Annotated in this window: 15 protein-coding genes; 8 read left to right on the top strand and 7 right to left on the bottom strand. The window is 54.0% G+C overall.

Annotated elements, in window-relative coordinates:
• Positions 1–70 precede the first annotated feature (70 nt).
• Positions 71–1,729, bottom strand: coding sequence for a stimulus-sensing domain-containing protein (locus P8T57_RS09980; RefSeq protein WP_037989362.1), 1,659 nt, complete (start codon positions 1,727–1,729; stop codon positions 71–73).
• 63 nt (positions 1,730–1,792) lie between these two features.
• Positions 1,793–2,509, bottom strand: a complete 717-nt coding sequence (locus P8T57_RS09975) for a response regulator transcription factor (protein WP_007088270.1) — start codon at positions 2,507–2,509, stop codon at positions 1,793–1,795.
• A 324-nt stretch (positions 2,510–2,833) separates the two neighbouring features.
• Between P8T57_RS09975 and P8T57_RS09970 the strand changes: the two genes are divergently transcribed.
• The 6 genes from P8T57_RS09970 to P8T57_RS09945 all read left to right on the top strand — a co-directional run bounded on the left by P8T57_RS09970 (position 2,834) and on the right by P8T57_RS09945 (position 11,541).
• The gene (locus P8T57_RS09970) at positions 2,834–4,630 is read left to right on the top strand and encodes an ATP-binding protein (RefSeq protein ID WP_037989361.1); all 1,797 of its coding nucleotides are present in this window, start codon (positions 2,834–2,836) and stop codon (positions 4,628–4,630) included.
• Positions 4,630–6,045: a sigma-54 dependent transcriptional regulator gene (locus P8T57_RS09965; protein ID WP_341365336.1), complete on the top strand. Its 1,416-nt coding sequence runs from the start codon at positions 4,630–4,632 to the stop codon at positions 6,043–6,045. Before P8T57_RS09970 ends, P8T57_RS09965 begins: the two co-directional genes overlap by 1 nt.
• A gap of 554 nt (positions 6,046–6,599) precedes the next feature.
• A complete protein-coding gene (locus P8T57_RS09960) occupies positions 6,600–7,565 on the top strand; it encodes a TAXI family TRAP transporter solute-binding subunit (RefSeq protein ID WP_063092118.1) in 966 nt (321 codons plus the stop codon).
• The gene (locus P8T57_RS09955; protein WP_040059364.1) at positions 7,562–8,071 is read left to right on the top strand and encodes a DUF1850 domain-containing protein; all 510 of its coding nucleotides are present in this window, start codon (positions 7,562–7,564) and stop codon (positions 8,069–8,071) included. The genes P8T57_RS09960 and P8T57_RS09955 overlap by 4 nt, the downstream gene beginning before the upstream one ends.
• Positions 8,072–8,076: 5 nt before the next feature.
• On the top strand, positions 8,077–10,092 hold the full coding sequence (locus tag P8T57_RS09950) for a TRAP transporter permease (protein WP_341365335.1): 2,016 nt from the start codon (positions 8,077–8,079) through the stop codon (positions 10,090–10,092).
• A 174-nt stretch (positions 10,093–10,266) separates the two neighbouring features.
• Positions 10,267–11,541: an MFS transporter gene (locus P8T57_RS09945; protein ID WP_341365334.1), complete on the top strand. Its 1,275-nt coding sequence runs from the start codon at positions 10,267–10,269 to the stop codon at positions 11,539–11,541.
• 188 nt (positions 11,542–11,729) lie between these two features.
• On the opposite strand, the gene P8T57_RS09940 is transcribed toward P8T57_RS09945, so the two are convergent.
• Positions 11,730–11,912: a hypothetical protein gene (locus P8T57_RS09940; protein ID WP_007088277.1), complete on the bottom strand. Its 183-nt coding sequence runs from the start codon at positions 11,910–11,912 to the stop codon at positions 11,730–11,732.
• A gap of 142 nt (positions 11,913–12,054) precedes the next feature.
• Here P8T57_RS09940 and P8T57_RS09935 point away from each other — a divergent pair, with 142 nt between their 5' ends.
• Complete coding sequence (locus tag P8T57_RS09935) at positions 12,055–13,044, top strand: LysR family transcriptional regulator (RefSeq protein ID WP_341365333.1); 990 nt, start codon at positions 12,055–12,057, stop codon at positions 13,042–13,044.
• Positions 13,045–13,056: 12 nt separating this feature from the next.
• On the opposite strand, the gene P8T57_RS09930 is transcribed toward P8T57_RS09935, so the two are convergent.
• Positions 13,057–13,572, bottom strand: coding sequence for a GNAT family N-acetyltransferase (locus tag P8T57_RS09930; protein ID WP_341365332.1), 516 nt, complete (start codon positions 13,570–13,572; stop codon positions 13,057–13,059).
• Positions 13,573–13,576: 4 nt separating this feature from the next.
• Positions 13,577–14,506 (bottom strand): methionyl-tRNA formyltransferase, encoded by a 930-nt coding sequence (gene fmt / locus P8T57_RS09925; RefSeq protein ID WP_341365331.1) that lies wholly within the window; start codon positions 14,504–14,506, stop codon positions 13,577–13,579.
• A gap of 76 nt (positions 14,507–14,582) precedes the next feature.
• Between fmt and P8T57_RS09920 the strand changes: the two genes are divergently transcribed.
• A complete protein-coding gene (locus P8T57_RS09920; RefSeq protein WP_341365330.1) occupies positions 14,583–15,569 on the top strand; it encodes a methyltransferase type 12 in 987 nt (328 codons plus the stop codon).
• 45 nt (positions 15,570–15,614) lie between these two features.
• Here P8T57_RS09920 and def read toward each other — a convergent pair whose 3' ends face one another.
• Together def and rmuC are read right to left on the bottom strand one after the other, a co-directional pair.
• Entirely contained in the window at positions 15,615–16,133 is a 519-nt protein-coding gene (def, locus tag P8T57_RS09915; protein WP_037989353.1) for a peptide deformylase, read from the bottom strand.
• A 116-nt stretch (positions 16,134–16,249) separates the two neighbouring features.
• A complete protein-coding gene (gene rmuC, locus P8T57_RS09910; RefSeq protein ID WP_341365329.1) occupies positions 16,250–17,710 on the bottom strand; it encodes a DNA recombination protein RmuC in 1,461 nt (486 codons plus the stop codon).
• Positions 17,711–17,916: the final 206 nt, after the last annotated feature.

The raw sequence follows: 17,916 nt of genomic DNA, 5'->3' as shown, positions 1-17,916 counted from the left end.
ATACCGGCTTGTCAAACGTGAAACATGCAGGTCTATCCTCATGGATAGAAATTACCGGCAATTCGACGGATTACGCACCTTCTTCAAGCGGCAAGCGCAGGGTAAAGATCGCGCCCTTGACCTCGCCATCGAGGATTCGGTTTGTCGCTGTCAGGTCGCCGTTATGCGCCCCGGCGATACGTTTGGAAATCGAAAGCCCCAGACCGGAATGCTGACCAAATTTTTCGCCTGATGGGCGTTCGGTATAGAACCGGTTGAAAATCGCTTCTTCCTTGCCGGGCGGAATGCCGGGTCCGTCATCTTCGACCGTGACCACCGCCTGATCCTTGTCCCGCCACGCACGCACCCGCACCGACCCGCCTTCGGGGGTAAAGGTGATCGCGTTTGAAATCAGGTTGCGGAACACCTGCACCAATCGGCTTTCAAGGGCCGGCACAATGAGGTTTTCAGGCACCGATACCTTGACCGGCGGGCCATCCGCATCGGCGTTATAAAGCTCGCAAAGGGTTTGCAGCAAAACACGCAGATCAACTTCTTCGGTTTCAGCGCGCGACAATTCGGCATCCATGCGTGAATAATCGGAAATATCGCTGATCAGGCGATCAAGGCGCTGAACGTCTTCGGCAATGATTTCCATCAGACGGCGCTGGCGTTCCGGGTCTTTCAGACGGGTCGCGGTTTCAACCGCACTGCGAAGTGACGTCAGCGGGTTCTTGATTTCATGGGCGACGTCGGCGGCAAAACGTTCAATCGCGTCCATACGATCCCAAAGCGTTTCGGTCATATCGCGAAGCGTCGTCGACAGATCGCCGATTTCATCGCGACGATCCGAAAGATCGGGGATGGTAAACTGACGGTTCTTGCTGCGCCGGACCCGTTCGGCCGCACGCGCCAAACGGTTTAACGGGCGCGTAATCACCCCGGCCAGATAAATCGACAGCAGAACCGTAATACCAAACGCAAAAACAAAGATTTTCAGGATATCAAGCCGAACCGCATGCAGGGCATTTTCAATCGCATCACCATTTTTGGTCAGCATGATCGACGCCAGAACCTGCTTGAAACGCTGCACTGGCACCGAAACCGACAAAACCCGGCGCCCCTGGCTATCCACCCGGACCACGCCGCGTGAATATCCGGCAAGGGCGGCACGTACTTCCGGATAATCACTGGCACTTGCGACCGGGGGGTCTACATAAAGCGGAAGCGGCTGCTCGCCCTCAAAAAGCGACAGAATCCCCTCGGTCAGTTTGCGCATGATTTCGGCAAGCTGGTCATCTTCACCCGGTGCTGGCAGCTCTTCTGCCTGAACCGCACCGCTGCCAAATGTCCGGACATTGCGGCTATCAGCGATCAATTGGCCATTCGCCCCGAACAGCCGTGCCCGTGCCCCGGTAATCCCGACAAGTCGGCGCACCATTTCGCGCGCGACTTCAAGCTTCACCCGATTGGTTGCATCATCACCCTGCCCGACGGCAGAGGTCGACAATGCCGCAGCATACATTTCCGCCTGCACGGCCATGGCTTCAAGTTCGGAATGGATCAATTCCTGCTTGTAACGGCCAAGATAAAGGATACCCGCGACCAGCACAAAAAGAGCCAGCGCATTCACCGCCAGAATGCGCCAGGTTAACGGGGAAAAAAGTCCGTGGCGTTCCTCTATCCGCGCAACACGGGTTTCGTGTTGCGGCACGGATTGCTGTTCAGCCGAGGCAGGTAAATCGCTCATTCAGACCCGCAATTCTGGCCGGGCCAATATCGGCCCGGCACTGCGACAAGAGTGTTCAGGACTTCAACTCGCAACCGTCGCTGTGTCGCGGTAACGATAACCAACGCCATACAGGGTTTCGATTTCTTTGAATTCCTTGTCTGTCTCGCGGAATTTCTTGCGCAGACGTTTTATGTGACTGTCGATGGTACGATCATCAACATAAATATGTTCGCCGTAAGCCGCATCAATCAGCTGATCACGGTTTTTCACGTGGCCCGGATGCTTTGCCAACGCCTGAATCAACAGGAATTCCGTCACTGTCAGGTTCACATGCTGGCCTTTCCAGCTGCACATGTGGCGGGATGGATCAAGAACCAGTTCCCCGCGCTGAATAACGTCTTCCGAACCGCTCGGGCGAACACCGCCTGCGCGCATGATTTCGGCACGACGCAGCAAGGTCCGGATACGCTCTATCAGCAAACGCTGAGAGAACGGCTTTTTGATATAATCATCTGCCCCAAGTCTCAGACCGGTCAGCTCGTCGACCTCGTCATCCTTGGATGTCAGAAAAATCACCGGCATCTGGGTCTTTTTGCGAAGATGCGTCAGAAGCTCCAAGCCATCCATGCGCGGCATCTTGATATCGAGCACGGCAAGATCGGGCTCTTCCTTGGTCAAGGCATGCAGCGCTTCAGACCCGTCGGAATATGTCTGGACCTCATACCCTTCTTCTTCAAGCGCCATCGAAACCGATGTCAGGATATTACGGTCGTCATCAACAAGTGCGATCTTACTCACCTGAACCTCGTCAGTTAGACAGATTAAAATTTGAAACAAGCCTAACAAAATACATCCCATTGTGGCGAAAAAATAACCACTTGAGGCATATTTGAGGCTTTGTTCATGTACGACACCAAGACCCTACCTGATTTCTGCCGTTCCACCCCATGGGAAAGTGACATTCAATACCGGTACTGCCCTGCGTCTTTATTGACTCCCCCTCCCGATGCCACATAACTATCGTGCACCCGAACAGGAAGCCGGACACCCCAGCCAACAGGCCGGACGCCAAAACGCCCTGTATGAAGCAAAAGACCAAACTCTAACGCGCGAGAGGCAGGATTGTTCTACTGGTTAAGCACCTATAGTCGCGCGTCGTTGAGTTTTGCCGGGATTATCATCGCCGGACTGGTCGTCTGGCTTGCTGTCAATTCGACCGAAACCCTTGCCATCAGCCAGTTACAGCAAACATCCCAGGCCCGCCTTGCACTTTATGAAAGCACATTGCGCGCCGCTGTCGATCGCTATCGATATCTGCCCTATGTCGTTGCGCGGAATCATGAAATCGTCAATGTCGTCACCGGAAACGGCACTGTGGATATTGCCAACCAGTATCTGCAAAAGGTCAACGGCCGGTCGGGCGCGGCCGCACTTTATGTCATGGACCGAACCGGCAAAACGGTCGCGGCAAGCAACTGGGGAACACCCGACAGTTTCGTGGGTCAGGATTACAGTTTCCGCCCCTATTTCACCGAAGCTTTCGCCGGGCAGGAAGGATTTTTCTACGGGATCGGTGTGACCACCGGGCGATCAGGCCTGTTCATTTCCCATCCGATATCGAAATCCGGCGAAATTGTCGGCGTGGTTGCTGTCAAAATTGAACTCGATGAGCTTGAACGGAACTGGCAGGACGGGGGCGAAACAGTCTTTGTTTCAGATGCCGACGGTGTGATCATGTTAACCAGTCGCGGCGACTGGAAATATCGCACCATTCGCCCGCTGACCGAAACCGATCGTGAGCGCATCTTGCGCAATCGCCAATATTCCGGTCAGGAACTCCGGTCACTGAACATTGCTGAAAATCCTTCTGGCGAGGATGGCTTGCTTGAAATCGGTAATGAACGCTTCCTGTTTGACATCAAACCGATCAGCGGCAGTGAATGGAATCTGTTTTATCTGACTCCGATGGACTATGTCGCAGAACGACGCACAAGCGTCATGCTGATCACCCTGATCGGGTCGGGATTGATCATCCTGATTGTGCTGTTCCTGCGCGAACGTGAATTGAAACTGGCATCCCAGCGCAAATCCATGGAATTTGCCCGCATTCAGGCGCTTAACACCCGTCTTGAACAGGAAATCACCGAACGCCGCAAGACCGAGGCCGAATTGCGCGGCACACAGGATGAACTGGTTCAGGCGGGTAAACTGGCCGCCCTTGGGCAGATGTCCGCCGCAATCGCCCATGAAATCAACCAGCCGATTGCCGCAATCCGAACCTTTTGCGCCAGTGCCAGATTGATGCTGGAACGCGGAAAGCCCGAAAATCTGGGCACCAATATCGAACAGATTTCTGCCCTGACCGAACGCATGGGATCGATCACCGGGCAACTTAAAACCTTCTCGCGCAAATCAACCGGCGTGCTTGAACCCGTCAATATCCGGGCTGCCCTTGATAATGTGATACAATTACTGTCATCACAGCTGCACAATGAAGGCTGTGTGCTTGAACAGTCGGCATTTGACGGTGATCTGATTGTCCATGCCGATCTGGTTCGGATCGAACAGGTTTTCGTCAATATCATCCGCAATGCCCTTGATGCCATGGCCGAAATACCGGGAACGGATAATGCGAACGGCAAGACGGAAAAACGCATCATCGTCGATCTTACGCAAACCCGGGATAAAGCCACCATTCGCATTTCCGATACCGGTCCTGGCATCGGCGAGGAAAGCCTGGCTTTGCTGTTTGACCCGTTCTTCACCACCAAGGACCCGGGACAGGGTGTGGGGCTTGGCCTGTCGGTCAGCTATGGAATTGTTCGTGACTTTGGTGGAACGATCCGCGCCTATAATCGGGCGGGTGGCGGGGCCTGCTTTGAAATACAATTGCCATTGATGCGGGGGACGCAGAAGTAATGCCGCACTCGAAAATCGATACCACCAGCGCAAAACCACAAACGGCACAGGTGATCATCGTCGATGATGAAGAAGCCCTGCGCGTTTCCCTGTCGCAATGGCTTGACCTGTCAGGCTACACCATCTGTGTTCATGCCGACGCGATTTCAGCCCTTGAAGATATCACACCCGATTTCGCCGGCGTCATCCTGACCGATGTCAAAATGCCAAAGCTTGATGGCATCGCCTTTACCAAATCGGTTCTGGCAATCGACCGTGACATTCCGGTGATCCTGATGACCGGTCATGGCGATGTCCCGATGGCGGTCGAAGCGATGAAAAGCGGGGCCTATGATTTCGTTGAAAAACCGTTTGAGCCGAACGACATCCTCGAAAGCCTTGAGCGCGCAATTGAAAAACGCAAACTTGTCATCGAAAACCGCGCCCTGCGCACGCAAATCGCCCAACAGGGCACGCTTGACAGCCGCCTGATCGGCAACAGCCCGTCGATGCGTGCGCTAAAGGCCGAAATCGCCAATATCGCCCCGACCGAAGTTCCAGTTCTGGTTTCCGGTGAAACCGGTACCGGCAAGGAACTTGTAGCGCGCGCCATCCATGATCTGAGTGTCCGACATGATCGGCGATTTGTTGCCGTCAACTGTGCGGCCATTCCTGAAAGCACTGCCGAAAGCGAACTTTTCGGTCATGAAAAAGGGGCCTTTACCGGCGCAACCAACCGCCGGATCGGCTGGATCGAACATGCCGATAATGGCACCCTGTTTCTTGATGAATTATCAAGCATGCCGCTGGCCTTGCAGGCCAAGCTTCTGCGCGTCATCGAACAGCGCGAAGTCGTGCGCCTTGGGTCAAACACCCCGGTAAAGGTCAATTTCCGGCTGATCTGTGCCACCAACGAAGATTTGCCGACCGCCGTTGCTGATAAGCGTTTCCGCGAAGACCTTCTGTTTCGGATCAACACATTCGAACTGCAAATCGCCCCGCTTCGCCAGCGCAAGGATGACCTGCCGTTACTTTTCGATATCTTTGCCGAACGCGCGGCTGAAAATTTTGATCGCCCTTATGAAAAACCGCCTGCAAAACTTTGGGGCGGACTTCTGGCTCATGAATGGTCGGGAAATGTGCGCGAACTTAAAAATCTCGCGGAACGCTATGTGCTCCTGACCGGCAACGCCGAAGAACGCTGGGCACGCCTGTTTGGCAACAGCATTGGCAATGGTGCCGCCGACCCTGCCGACAAAACCGGATCACTCGCAGATCAGCTTCGCCATTTCGAACAGCACATCATCCGCGATGCTCTGACGCGCCATAACGGCAACGTCAAAACAGTAATGGACGAACTCGACATTCCGCGTCGCACCCTGAACGAAAAAATGAAAAAGCTGAACATTCGCCGTGATACCATTGAAGAGCGATAATTTGTCCCGCAGCTTTAAAGTGTTAGGATATTTGTGAATCGGGTCTATCGGCAAAAATCCGCCGAAAAAGAAATGGTACATCGGCAAGATTCCGCCGACATGATCGGGCTGATTTTTGTATCTGCTTGATATATAAATAGAAAAATAGAATCCCCGGTTGGCATGATGTTTGCCAATCATCAGGGCAAAACAATAAACAACATTCGTCAGGGAGAATAACCAATGTCCGGGAAGGCATGCTTTCATCGCATGACGCTTGATCGGCCCGATAACGGGTCAATCGCATCTGAATGCCACCGCATTTTGTCGGATTTCTGACAGCATCCTTGTGAATCAGTTTCACGGGCGATTTGCGCGTGCCGTATTTGGCGACCGGATCGGACACTGCTTTATTATCCCGACGACCTGTTAAGTGCCCACCCGACACCATAATTCGTTAGAGAACAGGACGACCAACAACTGAGGAGATACCAAAAGATAACTGCCAATATTTCTTTATTGACCGTTTCTGTTGTTATCAACGCAGTAAACACTAATCCTAGGGAGGACTAAGTATGAAATTGCGGAATCTGCTTTCTGCAGCGGCAGCACTGATGATGTTCGGTGCCCCGGCATTCGCCCAAAGTCAGCTTTCCATCGCGACCGGCGGTACCGGTGGCGTTTATTATCCGTATGGCGGCGGTCTTGCGGAACTGATCAGCAAATATGTTGACGGTGCGACCGCAGTTGCCGAAGTCACCGGTGCATCTGTTGAAAACATGGGCCTTATTTCCCGTGGCGACAGCGACATTGCAATCGGTCTGGCCGATACTGTTTATGCCGGCTTCACGGGTACAGGCAAATTCGAAGGCCGCAAACTTGACAATGTTCGCGCCTTGGCTTCGATCTATCCGAATGCCGTTCAGATCGTGACCATGGCAGATAGCGGCATTACCAGCCTTGCCGATCTTAAAGGCAAACGCGTTTCTGTTGGTGCGCCAGGTTCCGGCACCGAAGTTTCTGCCAAAACCCTGCTTGAAGCCAACGGCATTTCTTATGATGACATCGAAGAACAGCGCCTGAACTTCAACGAAACCGCCGACGCACTTCGTGACGGCGATATCGATGCAGGTTTCTGGAGCGTCGGCCCGCCCACCAGCTCGATCCTCAACCTCGCAACCACGCGTGAGATCAAGCTGATCGCTCTCAGCGATGAGGAAATCGTTGCTGCTCTTGATGCCGAACCGACCTTCGCACCCTATGCGCTGCGCAAAGGGCTCTATGACGGTGTAACCGCACCGGTAAACACCGTTTCAACCCCGAACGTTCTGTTCGTGAATGCAGAAATGGATGACGAACTGGCCTATCAGATCACCAAAACCCTGTTTGAAAAAGTTGATGAACTGATCGCCATTCACCCGGCTGCCAACGACACCACCGTTGATTTCGCTCTGAACTCGACGCCAATTCCGATGCATCCGGGTGCCCTTCGTTACTACGAAGAAACCGGTTCACCGATTCCGCCTAAGCTTTATCCATGATTTCACTAAATTGGGGGCGGCCAGCATTGGCCGCCTTTACCCTTCTGATATCGGCATGTAGCGGGCCAGCTCGTCATGCTGAAACCACGCCGGGTACGGCAACGGACCATCTGGAAGTCATTGCCGCTGACGGATCGGTTTTGGCCAGAACACGAATTCCACGCCAATCTGGCTGGTGCCTTTACTGGAACCATTCGGTCACTGGTGACGGGGTTATCGATTGTTATGTCGATGATCTGGGCAGGATGGTCCTGCATCGTACATACCAACCCGATTTTGCAGCAGGTCTTGGCCATTATCCGGGTCGTGGAGTCCTGACCAGCGCCAAAGGTGGCGGATACTGGATCGAGGACATCGACGAACCTGTGCCGGGCAATGCCTATGCCCTGCGCGTCGGAAGTCTTGCAGTCGACCATCGTATCGTCACGACAGAGGGTGACGAAATATATCTTTCAAAGATGGCTGAACACACCCGTGTCACCATCCGCCTTGATACCGGGGAATAAGTTTCATGTCTGAACCGGCACCGCTTCCGTCCTTGGCGGACAAACTGCCACAACCCAAACTGGTTGTACTGGCAATTTCTGTTGTCGCCGTTGCACTTTCACTGTTCCAGATGTATGGCGCTGGGATCGAGCCGCTTGGCCTGTTTTATCAGCGTTCGATCCATCTGGCCTTTGTGATGTTTCTGGCCTTTCTGATGTTCCCCGTTTTCGGATCGAACCGCAAACGGGGCGTTCTGGGTTGGGTTATCGATCTGGGATTTCTGGCTGGTGCGTTCATTACGGGGTTCTATCTGTCCTTCTATCTGGACGAGATTTTCAACCGGGCGGGTTTCTGGACCAGTACCGATCTGATCATCGGCATCATTGCGACCGTCACCGTACTCGAAGCCAGCCGTCGTGCTGTTGGCCTTGGCATGACTGTGATTGGCATCGTTGCAATCGTCTATGCACTTTCCGGTCCACGTGGTGCATTGCCATGGCTTGGTGAATGGCTGCCCGGCATCCTTAGCCACCGGGGCGCTGATGTGGATCGCCTAGTCGGTCAGCTTTATCTTGGTCAGGAAGGCATTTATGGCCTGCCGATGGGAGTTGCAGCGACCTACATCTTCATGTTCGTCCTGTTTGGCGCATTCCTTGAAGTGACCGGTGCGGGTAAATTCTTTATCGACATGGCCTATGCGGCGACCGGCAGAAAGGCTGGCGGTCCCGCAAAGGCCGCGGTGCTGGCGTCTGCCGGTATGGGATCAATCAGCGGTTCGGCGATTGCCAACGTTGTCACCACCGGGGCCTTTACCATTCCACTGATGAAAAAATTGGGTTATCGCCCCGCACAGGCCGGTGGTATCGAAGCCGCCGCCTCGACCGGCGGCCAGATCACGCCACCTCTCATGGGGGCAGGTGCATTCCTGATTTCCGAGTATACACAAGTTCCGTATCTTGAAATCGTTATGGTCTCGATCTTCCCGGCGATCCTGTATCTCGGCACGGTTTATCTGTTTGTCCATATCGTCGCGCTGAAAAACGGTATGCGCGGCATGCCGGTCGAAGAACTGCCCGATTGGAAGCAGGTGCTTAAGGAAGGCTGGCAATTCATTCTGCCGCTTGGCGTTCTGATTTACCTTCTGGTGCTGAACATTTCACCGATGCGTGTCGGTTTCTGGGCGATCATTTCCGTCCTTGCGGTTGCCGCCCTGCGCTACGCGATCTGGTTCTTCTATGTCGCGCCGCAGAACGGCGAAAAGGCAAGCCATGATCGCCTGAAGGTTGCCCTTGCCAATGGCGTCAGGATTACAATTGCCGCCCTTGAACTCGGTGCAAAAAATGCGGTTGCGGTCAGCATGGCCTGCGCTGTTGCCGGTATTATTGTCGGCGTCGTCGGACTGACCGGTTTGGGTCTGAAATTCTCGTCGATGATGATCGCTTTCTCGGGCGGCCATATTGTTCTGGCACTGGTTCTGGTGTTGATCGCCAGCCTGATTCTCGGTATGGGCCTGCCGGTGACGGCATCCTATATCGTTCTGATCGTTCTGGTCGGACCGGCACTGTCCAACGAGTTCGGCATTCCGTTGCTGATCGCTCATCTGGTGGTGTTCTGGTATTCTCAGGACAGTAACGTGACCCCGCCCATTGCGCTTGCCGGTTTTGCCGGGGCCGCGATTGCCGGGGCAAGTCCATTGGAAACCAGTATGCAGGCCTGGAAATTTGCCAAGGGCCTCTATCTGATCCCGGCCTTCATGGTGTTCAATCCGGAAATCATCACTGGTGGCCCGCTGCCGCTTGTGCTCTGGACTGGTTTTACCGCGATCCTGTCGCTGGCAGCCTTTGCCGCCGCACTCGAAGGCTTCATGTTTGCCAAGATTGATCTGGTGTCACGCATTCTGATTGTTCCAGCGACAATTGGCATCTTCTATCCTGACATTCGGGCAGAGATCGCAGGCACGGTCGTCATTCTGGCGATACTGGGCCTGAACTGGTGGAAAAGCCGTCATTCGGATGGTCCGGCAGCCAAAATAGCTGCCTGATTTCACCGCTGAAACGACTTACTTTTGATCCGAAAACCCCCGCAAGAACATGTTCTTGCGGGGGTTTTTTCTTATTATTTGCTTACATAATACCTATGCATTCGGGCAGTAGACGCTTTTCACCGCCCTAGATAATATCGCCGGAAGAATTCCTCATACTATTGATTGAACCTCATGCAATTCCTCAGTCTTTTGCGTCAGGCACCCCGCCCGTTGGCATTCGGGGCGCTTCATAGTTTTGGCTCGTCATTCGGCCAGACCTTTCTGGTCGCCCTTTTCGTTCCGTTCATCGGGGCCAGCCTTGCAATCAATGAAACCGAGTTTGCCAATATTTATGCCGGGATCACCATCGCAAGCGCGCTTTGCCTGCCGTTCATCGGGCGATTGATCGACCGCATCGATATGCTGCGCTATAGCCTGGCGACCATGGTGTTGCTGACCATCGGCTGCCTTGTGATTGCCGCTGCACAGTCGGCCTGGATGCTGATTGCGGCCCTGTTTATTCTGCGTCTGGCTGGGCAGGGATTGATGAGCCATGTCAGCATGACCGGCATTGCGCGTTATTTTGACCGCAGTCGTGGACGTGCCCTCGCCATTGCAAGCTTTGGCTTTCCATTGGCAGAGGCAATCATGCCGGTAACCCTGCTGGCACTTATTGCCGGATTTGGCTGGCGGGCCACCTATGCCGGGGCCGGTATTTTCATCGTGGTTATCCTGATGCCGATTGCGATCCTGCTGATCCGCGATAACGCGAAATTCCGCGAAGCACCGGGCAAAATGGAAAACAACAGCAAGACCGCTAGTGCGAATCAGGAGGTCGCCCGGGATACGTCACCCACAAGCAGCCATCCACGCCTGTTCCGGTCACGCTATATCTGGTTCTGCATGCCGATGCTGGCCGCCCCGCCGCTGGTGATGACCGCCCTGTTCTTCCATCAGGGATCGATTTCAGCCAGTAAAGACATCGACCTCACCTGGTTTGCAGCGGGCTTTACGGTTTTCGCCATCACATCGGTGATCGGGGCCTTTGGCAGCGGACCGCTGATTGACAGCCATACTGCACGAAAGCTGTTCCCCTATCATCTGATCCCGGCCATCGGGGCGGTATCGTTGCTGGCGATCACCGAAACCCCGGTCATGATCCCGGTTTATATGGGGATGCTGGGGATCACCACCGGCTTTGCCACAACATTACGTACCGCGATTATCCCGGAACTGGTGCCACTGGATGAAATTGGTGCGGTTCGAAGCACTTTGACTGCGGTCATGGTTCTGGCATCGGCGATTGGCCCGGCGATCTATGGCTGGATGTTTGCCGCCGATATTGATATCGCGACGACGCTTTGGATCACCATCGTGGCAATGGCGGTTGTTTCGGTGCTGTCATGGATGTCGGAACGGCCGGGCTTCTATATCCCGCCGGGCGTCGCCCGCCAAACCGGTGAATAAGGCCGGGGGATTTCAATGTCGGAAATCGCCGATAAGACAAAAAAATGGCCCGGAGCTCAAAAGAGCCCGGGCCAGTCGGGAAAACAGCGTCGTCTAGGGAGGAAGACGCTAGAAAAAACGCGGTAGTCCATCGCGGGAGCGTCGTTTGGGGAGGAAGATCAAACGTCGCTCGACCGCGAGGTCGTCAATTAGGCAGCACCGCCAACGGTGCCAGCCGGATGCTTGATGTCGGCGGACTTGTCAGAGCCTTTGAACAGGCTGCGGAACAGGCTGCCGATATATTCAGCGCGAAGCTGTTGGCCTTTGCGCACGCCAGCTTCAATCTCGCTGGTTTTGATGTTCAGCTTGGTGATGTCAGCATAAGTGGTCATGGCAGACCTCCTTTAAGAATTTGGTTCATTGCGACAACGTGTCGCGTTTGATGAACCCAATCTAATTTCCTTTACGGCAGAAGAGAATTACCTCAATATGCACATTACTTGTGAATATGCGTCATAAATAGGAAACATACCGATGGATCGCGCCGCAGAAATGGAAATCTTTGTCCATGCCGTTGAAGAAGGCAGCTTTTCAGCTGCTGCACGGACCATGCGTCTGTCACCTTCGGCGGTTTCAAAATACATTTCGCGCCTTGAAGACAGGCTTGGCGCACGACTTTTGATGCGCACAACCCGTCAGCTTAGCCTGACCGAGGAAGGCCGTGCCTTTTACGAGCGCGCCCGCACGATCCTAAACGAGATCGAGGAAGCCGAAGAAGTCGTAACCCAGCTTTATGCCGCCCCGCGCGGAACGCTTCGCATCAATGCTTCAGTGGCGTTTACCAAGTATCAGGTCGTGCCGCTGATCCCGGAATTTCTGGCGCGTTATCCCGATGTCCGCATTGAATTGACGCTCGATGACAAATTCACCGATCTGGTCAACGATGGTTACGATCTGGCGATTCGCCTGTCAGCCCTTGAAGATTCATCGCTGATCGCGCGCAAATATGCGGTCAACCGCCGCATGATCGTCGCATCGCCGGAATATCTGGAAAAGAACGGTATCCCGCGTAAACCCCAGGAACTTGAAAACCACGACTGTCTGCATCTGTCTTCGCGCGAAAGCTTCAACGACTGGCATTTCGATACCCCCGAAGGTCATGTTTCGTTCCGGGCACAGGGCAGTTTTTCCGCCAATGACGGTGACGCATTGCACGAAGCGGTCGTTGCCGGACTGGGCATGGCGCGACTGGCCGAATATCTGGTCCATGAAGATATCCGTGCGGGCCGCCTGACGCCGGTTCTGACGGAATATGTTCACGATCTGGCGTGGATTTCGGCTGTGTATCCACACAAACGTCACCTGTCGCCAAAGGTTCGTGCCTTTGTAGACTTTCTGGCCGAAAAATTCACCCCGATCCCGCCATGGGAACTGGGCCTGCGCGATGCTCGTTCCGTCCGCAAACCCGAAGCCGGTACCGAAACCAAGGCCATTGCAGCCCCGGTTACCGGGCTGCAAAGCTGAGTTCGCAAACGGTCAGGTAATCCGAAGCAGAACATCGTTCGGTCGAGCTTTGAACCGGTATTCCGACGAGGCACTAAGATCATCAAGAATGCGGGTTTCGCCAGTTCGGGTGAACCCGCATTTTTCATAAAAGCGATGTCCGGCTTCAAACCGCGTATCGGTCCACAGGACAAGTTCGGTGCAATCGGGATGGGTTTGCATCAGCCAATCAAGTGCCTTTGTCAGCATGCGTTGTGCAACGCCCTGCCCGCGGGTGGCACGATCCAGATAGACCTTGTGCAATTCCGCCTGCTTTTGCGCCGGATCGTATTTGATGCCAAGGCATCCCAAAACACGCCCATCCCCCTCGACAACCCAGATACAACCATTCCCGGCGGTAAAATCATCGGCAATCGCATCAAGTTCAGGAAACTCGCCCGCACGGTCAAAGATGCAACCGGGATAGTCAGAAAAGACCGCATCAATCAGGATTGCGATTTGATCGCCGTCCCGGTTAGTGGCTTTGCGAATGTCGAATACCATTTCCATGGACTTAGCCCTGTAAAACCACGCCCTTGGCAAGCTTGTCATAGCCGCGCAAAACCGCATCGGTATCCATAACTGCCTTGCCCGGCCGTTGAATGCGGGTCGGGCGCAGCGCACCGGTGCCGCACGCAATCGTCAGACTGTCGTCAAGGATGGTGCCCGCCGGACCGGTCTGGTCGGTAACGATGGCGGCCTGCACCTTGATACGTTCCTTGCCAAATTCGAAATAGGCACCCGGCCATGGGGTAAATGCGCGGATCTTGCGTTCAAGTGCCGCAGCATCATCGGTGAAATCAAGCTTTGCCTCGGATTTTTCAAGCTTGGCAGCGTAGGTCACGCCGTCTTCAGGCTGTTTGGTTGCCCGTAATCCACCGACCGGAAGCTTTTCAAGCGCCTCGACAATCAGTTTGCCACCCAGCTCGGCAAGATCGTCATGAAGGGCATTGGCATAAGTTTCGGACGTGATCGGAATATCACCACCCAACAGCATGTCACCGGTATCAAGCCCGACATCCATCTGCATGATGGTCACACCGGTCTTGTCATCCCCCGCCAGTATGGCGCGCTGGATCGGGGCCGCACCACGCCAGCGCGGCAACAGGGACGCATGAATGTTCAGACAACCATATTTCGGCGCATCGAGAATAGCCTTTGGCAGGATCAGGCCATAGGCCGCGACCACCGCAACATCAAGATCAAGGTCGGCAAAGGCCTGTTTCTGGTCATCTGATTTCAGGGAAACAGGCGTGCGGACCTCGATCCCCTGTTCTTGCGCCCATGCATGAACCGGAGTCGGCGTTTCCTTTTGCCCACGACCGGCCGGGCGTGGCGGCTGGGAATAGACGCAGACAACATCATGACCGGCTGCGACCAGTTGCTTTAACGCCACAAGGGCAAAATCCGGAGTTCCCATAAAGGCAATGCGCAGCTTGGTCATCGGTCACGTCCATTCATCACAATGTCGGGGGGTATTTTTCGATTACTGGTCGGCAATTTGGCGCTATCTTGTGGAAATGACAAGCCAAGCCTTTCCCGAGCCGCGCAAATACCCGGTCGAACATATATGGCATGCGGACTGGAGCATATCTGCCAAATCCCGATGGGTCGCCAAAGCACGTCGCAATACATCCGGGTGGCTGATTTATGCGATCGAGCCGGTCGGACTGTTAAACCAGTTTCGCCAGTCACTTTCACAATACGGTCGGGACCACGCCCTTTGGCTTGGTCTTGATATGCCGGTCGGCTTTGTCGATCACTGGTATGATGGCGTGAATATTCAAGACTTTAAATCTTTGTTGGATATTATTTTCACTGGCAAATGGGATAGTTTTTCCGACGTCTGTACAAACCCGGACGAAATCACCCATCACAGACCGTTCTATCCCAAAACAGCCCGCGTAAAAGGCAGCGTAAAGCGTGAACATCTTGCAGATGCCCTTGGTGTATCAAGCTTTGATAAGCTTTATCGCCTGTGCGAAGGTGCCACCTATCACCGCCCCGCCGCCTGCCCGTCTTTCTGGACCCTTGGTGCCAATCAGGTTGGCAAAGCAATGTTGCACGGGCTCGAACATCTGATCACTCCCGGCTATCGCGATGGATTTAACATATGGCCCTTTACCGGTGATCTTTCGACATGCTGCCAACAGAACGGCGTAACCCTGATTGAAACCTATCCCGGTGAAATCTATGGCTGGCTCGGCATTGATGAGGTGACCAAATCAAATCATAAAAGCCGTACTCTGGCTATTGCGACCCTGATCGACTATGCCGTGGGAAATGGAATTGAAATAAACACCGCAGTTGCGGCCGACATCAAATCAGGTTTCGGCCCCGACGAGGGCAAGGACGATGCGTTTGATGCGCTGGTCGGAGCCCTGGGACTGATCCTTATTGCCGATGGCAAACATCCCGAATATCTGCCTGATCGCCCGATCATCCGCAAACGCGAAGGCTGGATCATCGGAATGGATATCGGCTCCCTCAAACCGCGCACAAAATGAAAGGGCCGATCATACGGCCCTTCTTAAGACTGAAAACTGATCGACTCAGGCAGACTTTTTCGTCTTTTGCAGCTTCTGCACCTTTTTCAGGATCATGTTGCGCTTAAGCGCACTGAGATAATCCGTGAACAGAATGCCATCAAGGTGATCAAGTTCATGCTGGATGCAGGTGGCAAGCAGGCCATCGGCCTCAATTTCATGCTCCTTGCCGTTTTCATCCAGATAGCGCAGGCCAACTTCGGCAGGGCGTTCGACATCGGCATATTGTTCCGGGATCGACAGGCAGCCTTCCTGATAGACAGATGTATCCTCGGATTCCCAGATGATTTCCGGGTTCACGAGTTTCAGCGGCTGGGGCTTTTCCTTGTCATCGGACACATCCATGACAACCACACGCTTCATCACGCCGATCTGGGGCGCAGCAAGGCCGATACCCGGTGCCGCATACATGGTTTCAAGCATGTCATCGAGCAATTCACGGATTTCGTCATTCACCTCTGCCACCTCTTCGCATTCCTGCTTAAGGCGGGGATCGGGAACAATGAGAATGTCGCGCAGGGCCATGTGTCTTTTGTCCGGTCTGGAAATCTATGTGTTCATCGCATTATAGCGAAATCAGCGCTTCGAGATAAGGTTTCGTCGCAGCTTAGTCAAGCAACAGCCCTGCACTTACGCGCAACTCACCCATGATCGGTAGCGGTATGGGGCGTTTCATCGTCATCATCATCGGTTTGGGCCGTCAAAACATCAGAAGGTGCGCCAAGCAATTCGGTTTTGGTGATTTCACGCACATGGGTTTCAGCATGAAGTGGTTCTTCGATGGCGCGGTCGTCGGCAACGATATGCTTTTCCTTGAGCTTGCGCGCTGAAACCAGAACCGTTCCTTCAAGCGTGCCAAGAGTCTTGTTGTAGTTTTTGACCGTGCTTTCAAGCGACTTGCCCATCAAGGCAAAGTTTTTGGCAAGGGTCCCCAGACGATCAAAAAGCTGCTGACCGATTTCGCTGATATCGCGGGCATTTTCGGCCAAGGCTTCCTGGCGCCAGCCATAGGCCACGGCCTTCAGAAGTCCCAACAAGGTTGTCGGGGTCGCCAGAATGACACCATCGCGGAAGCTGTCTTCGATCAGGCGGGGGTCTCGTTCAAGGGCCGCCGAAAAGAAGCTTTCGCCCGGCAGAAACAGAACAACAAATTCGGGCGAATCGACCGATTTCCAATAGGATTTTTTTGACAGGTCGGAAATCACCTTGCGCACATTGGTCACATAGGTGCCCATCAGGGCCTCGCGACGGATGTCGTCGTGCTTTTCATCGATCGCCTCAAGATAGGCCGATGTCGGGGCCTTGGCATCGACGACGATGTTTTTACCACCCGGCAGATGAATGACCATATCGGGCTTCTGCGCGCCTTCGTCGGTATTGAAATGCACCTGTTCTTCGAAATCGCAATGTTTGAGCATGCCGGCCAGCTCAACGATCCGGCGCAGCTGCAATTCACCCCATTTGCCTGATACCGACGAACTAGACCGCAGGGCAGAGCTTAACGTCTGGGTTTCCTTGGACAGACGGGTTTGCGATTCAACCAGCTGGCCGACCTGATTACGCAATTCGCCATAAGCTTCCTTGCGCGAATTTTCCAGTTCATTGACCTTGGTATCAAACGCCTGCAAACGTTCCTGAATCGGTTTGACGAGGCTGTCGATGGCCTGCTGGCGTTTTTCCAGATCGCCTTTGGCCCCTTCCTGCATGCGCGAGAAATTCTCACGTGCCAGCTTCATGAACTCGTCATTGTTGACTTTAAGCGCGTCAGACGACAATGCCTTGAAGCTATCAAGCAGTTTGGTGCGCGCATCATCAAGCATCGCGAGCTTTTCGGTGGTGGCTTCGCGCTCTTTTTCCAGTCTGGTTTCGGCAATGGCACGCTTTTCGGATTCTTCGGAAAGCCGGTTACGCGTGGTTGCCAATTCGTTTGCCAGTTCACGCCGGGTTGCATCGACCTGATCGAGTTGTGCTGCCAGCAAGGCGGTTCGCGACTCTGCCTCTGCCATCACGGCTTCTTTGGTGCGTTTGACCATCAGCACACTGAAAACCAGTGCGACGACAAGTGCCGCAATTGCGCCCGCTGCAAGAGAGATCGGATCCATATTCCCACCGTTTGGTTATAGCCTGATTTCTTTGTATCTGTTTTGTTCCATTAAATCCAGAACGCAACCGATTTGATATATCGCTGTGAAACGTCGCAAAACGTCAGATCGTGACTGGCGAAATCGCAATAATATCACTATGTTTCAATTACCTACTTCAGGGAATGCTCGTTTGTCAGCATCCAGACAGGATTGCTGGGATGGAT

It is taken from the genome of Thalassospira sp. SN3W (assembly GCF_038070535.1).
In the GTDB taxonomy this organism is placed as follows: Bacteria; Pseudomonadota; Alphaproteobacteria; order Rhodospirillales; family Thalassospiraceae; genus Thalassospira; species Thalassospira xiamenensis.
Note: the sequence above shows the minus strand (reverse complement) of the source record. Positions and strands in the feature narration are given on the sequence as shown.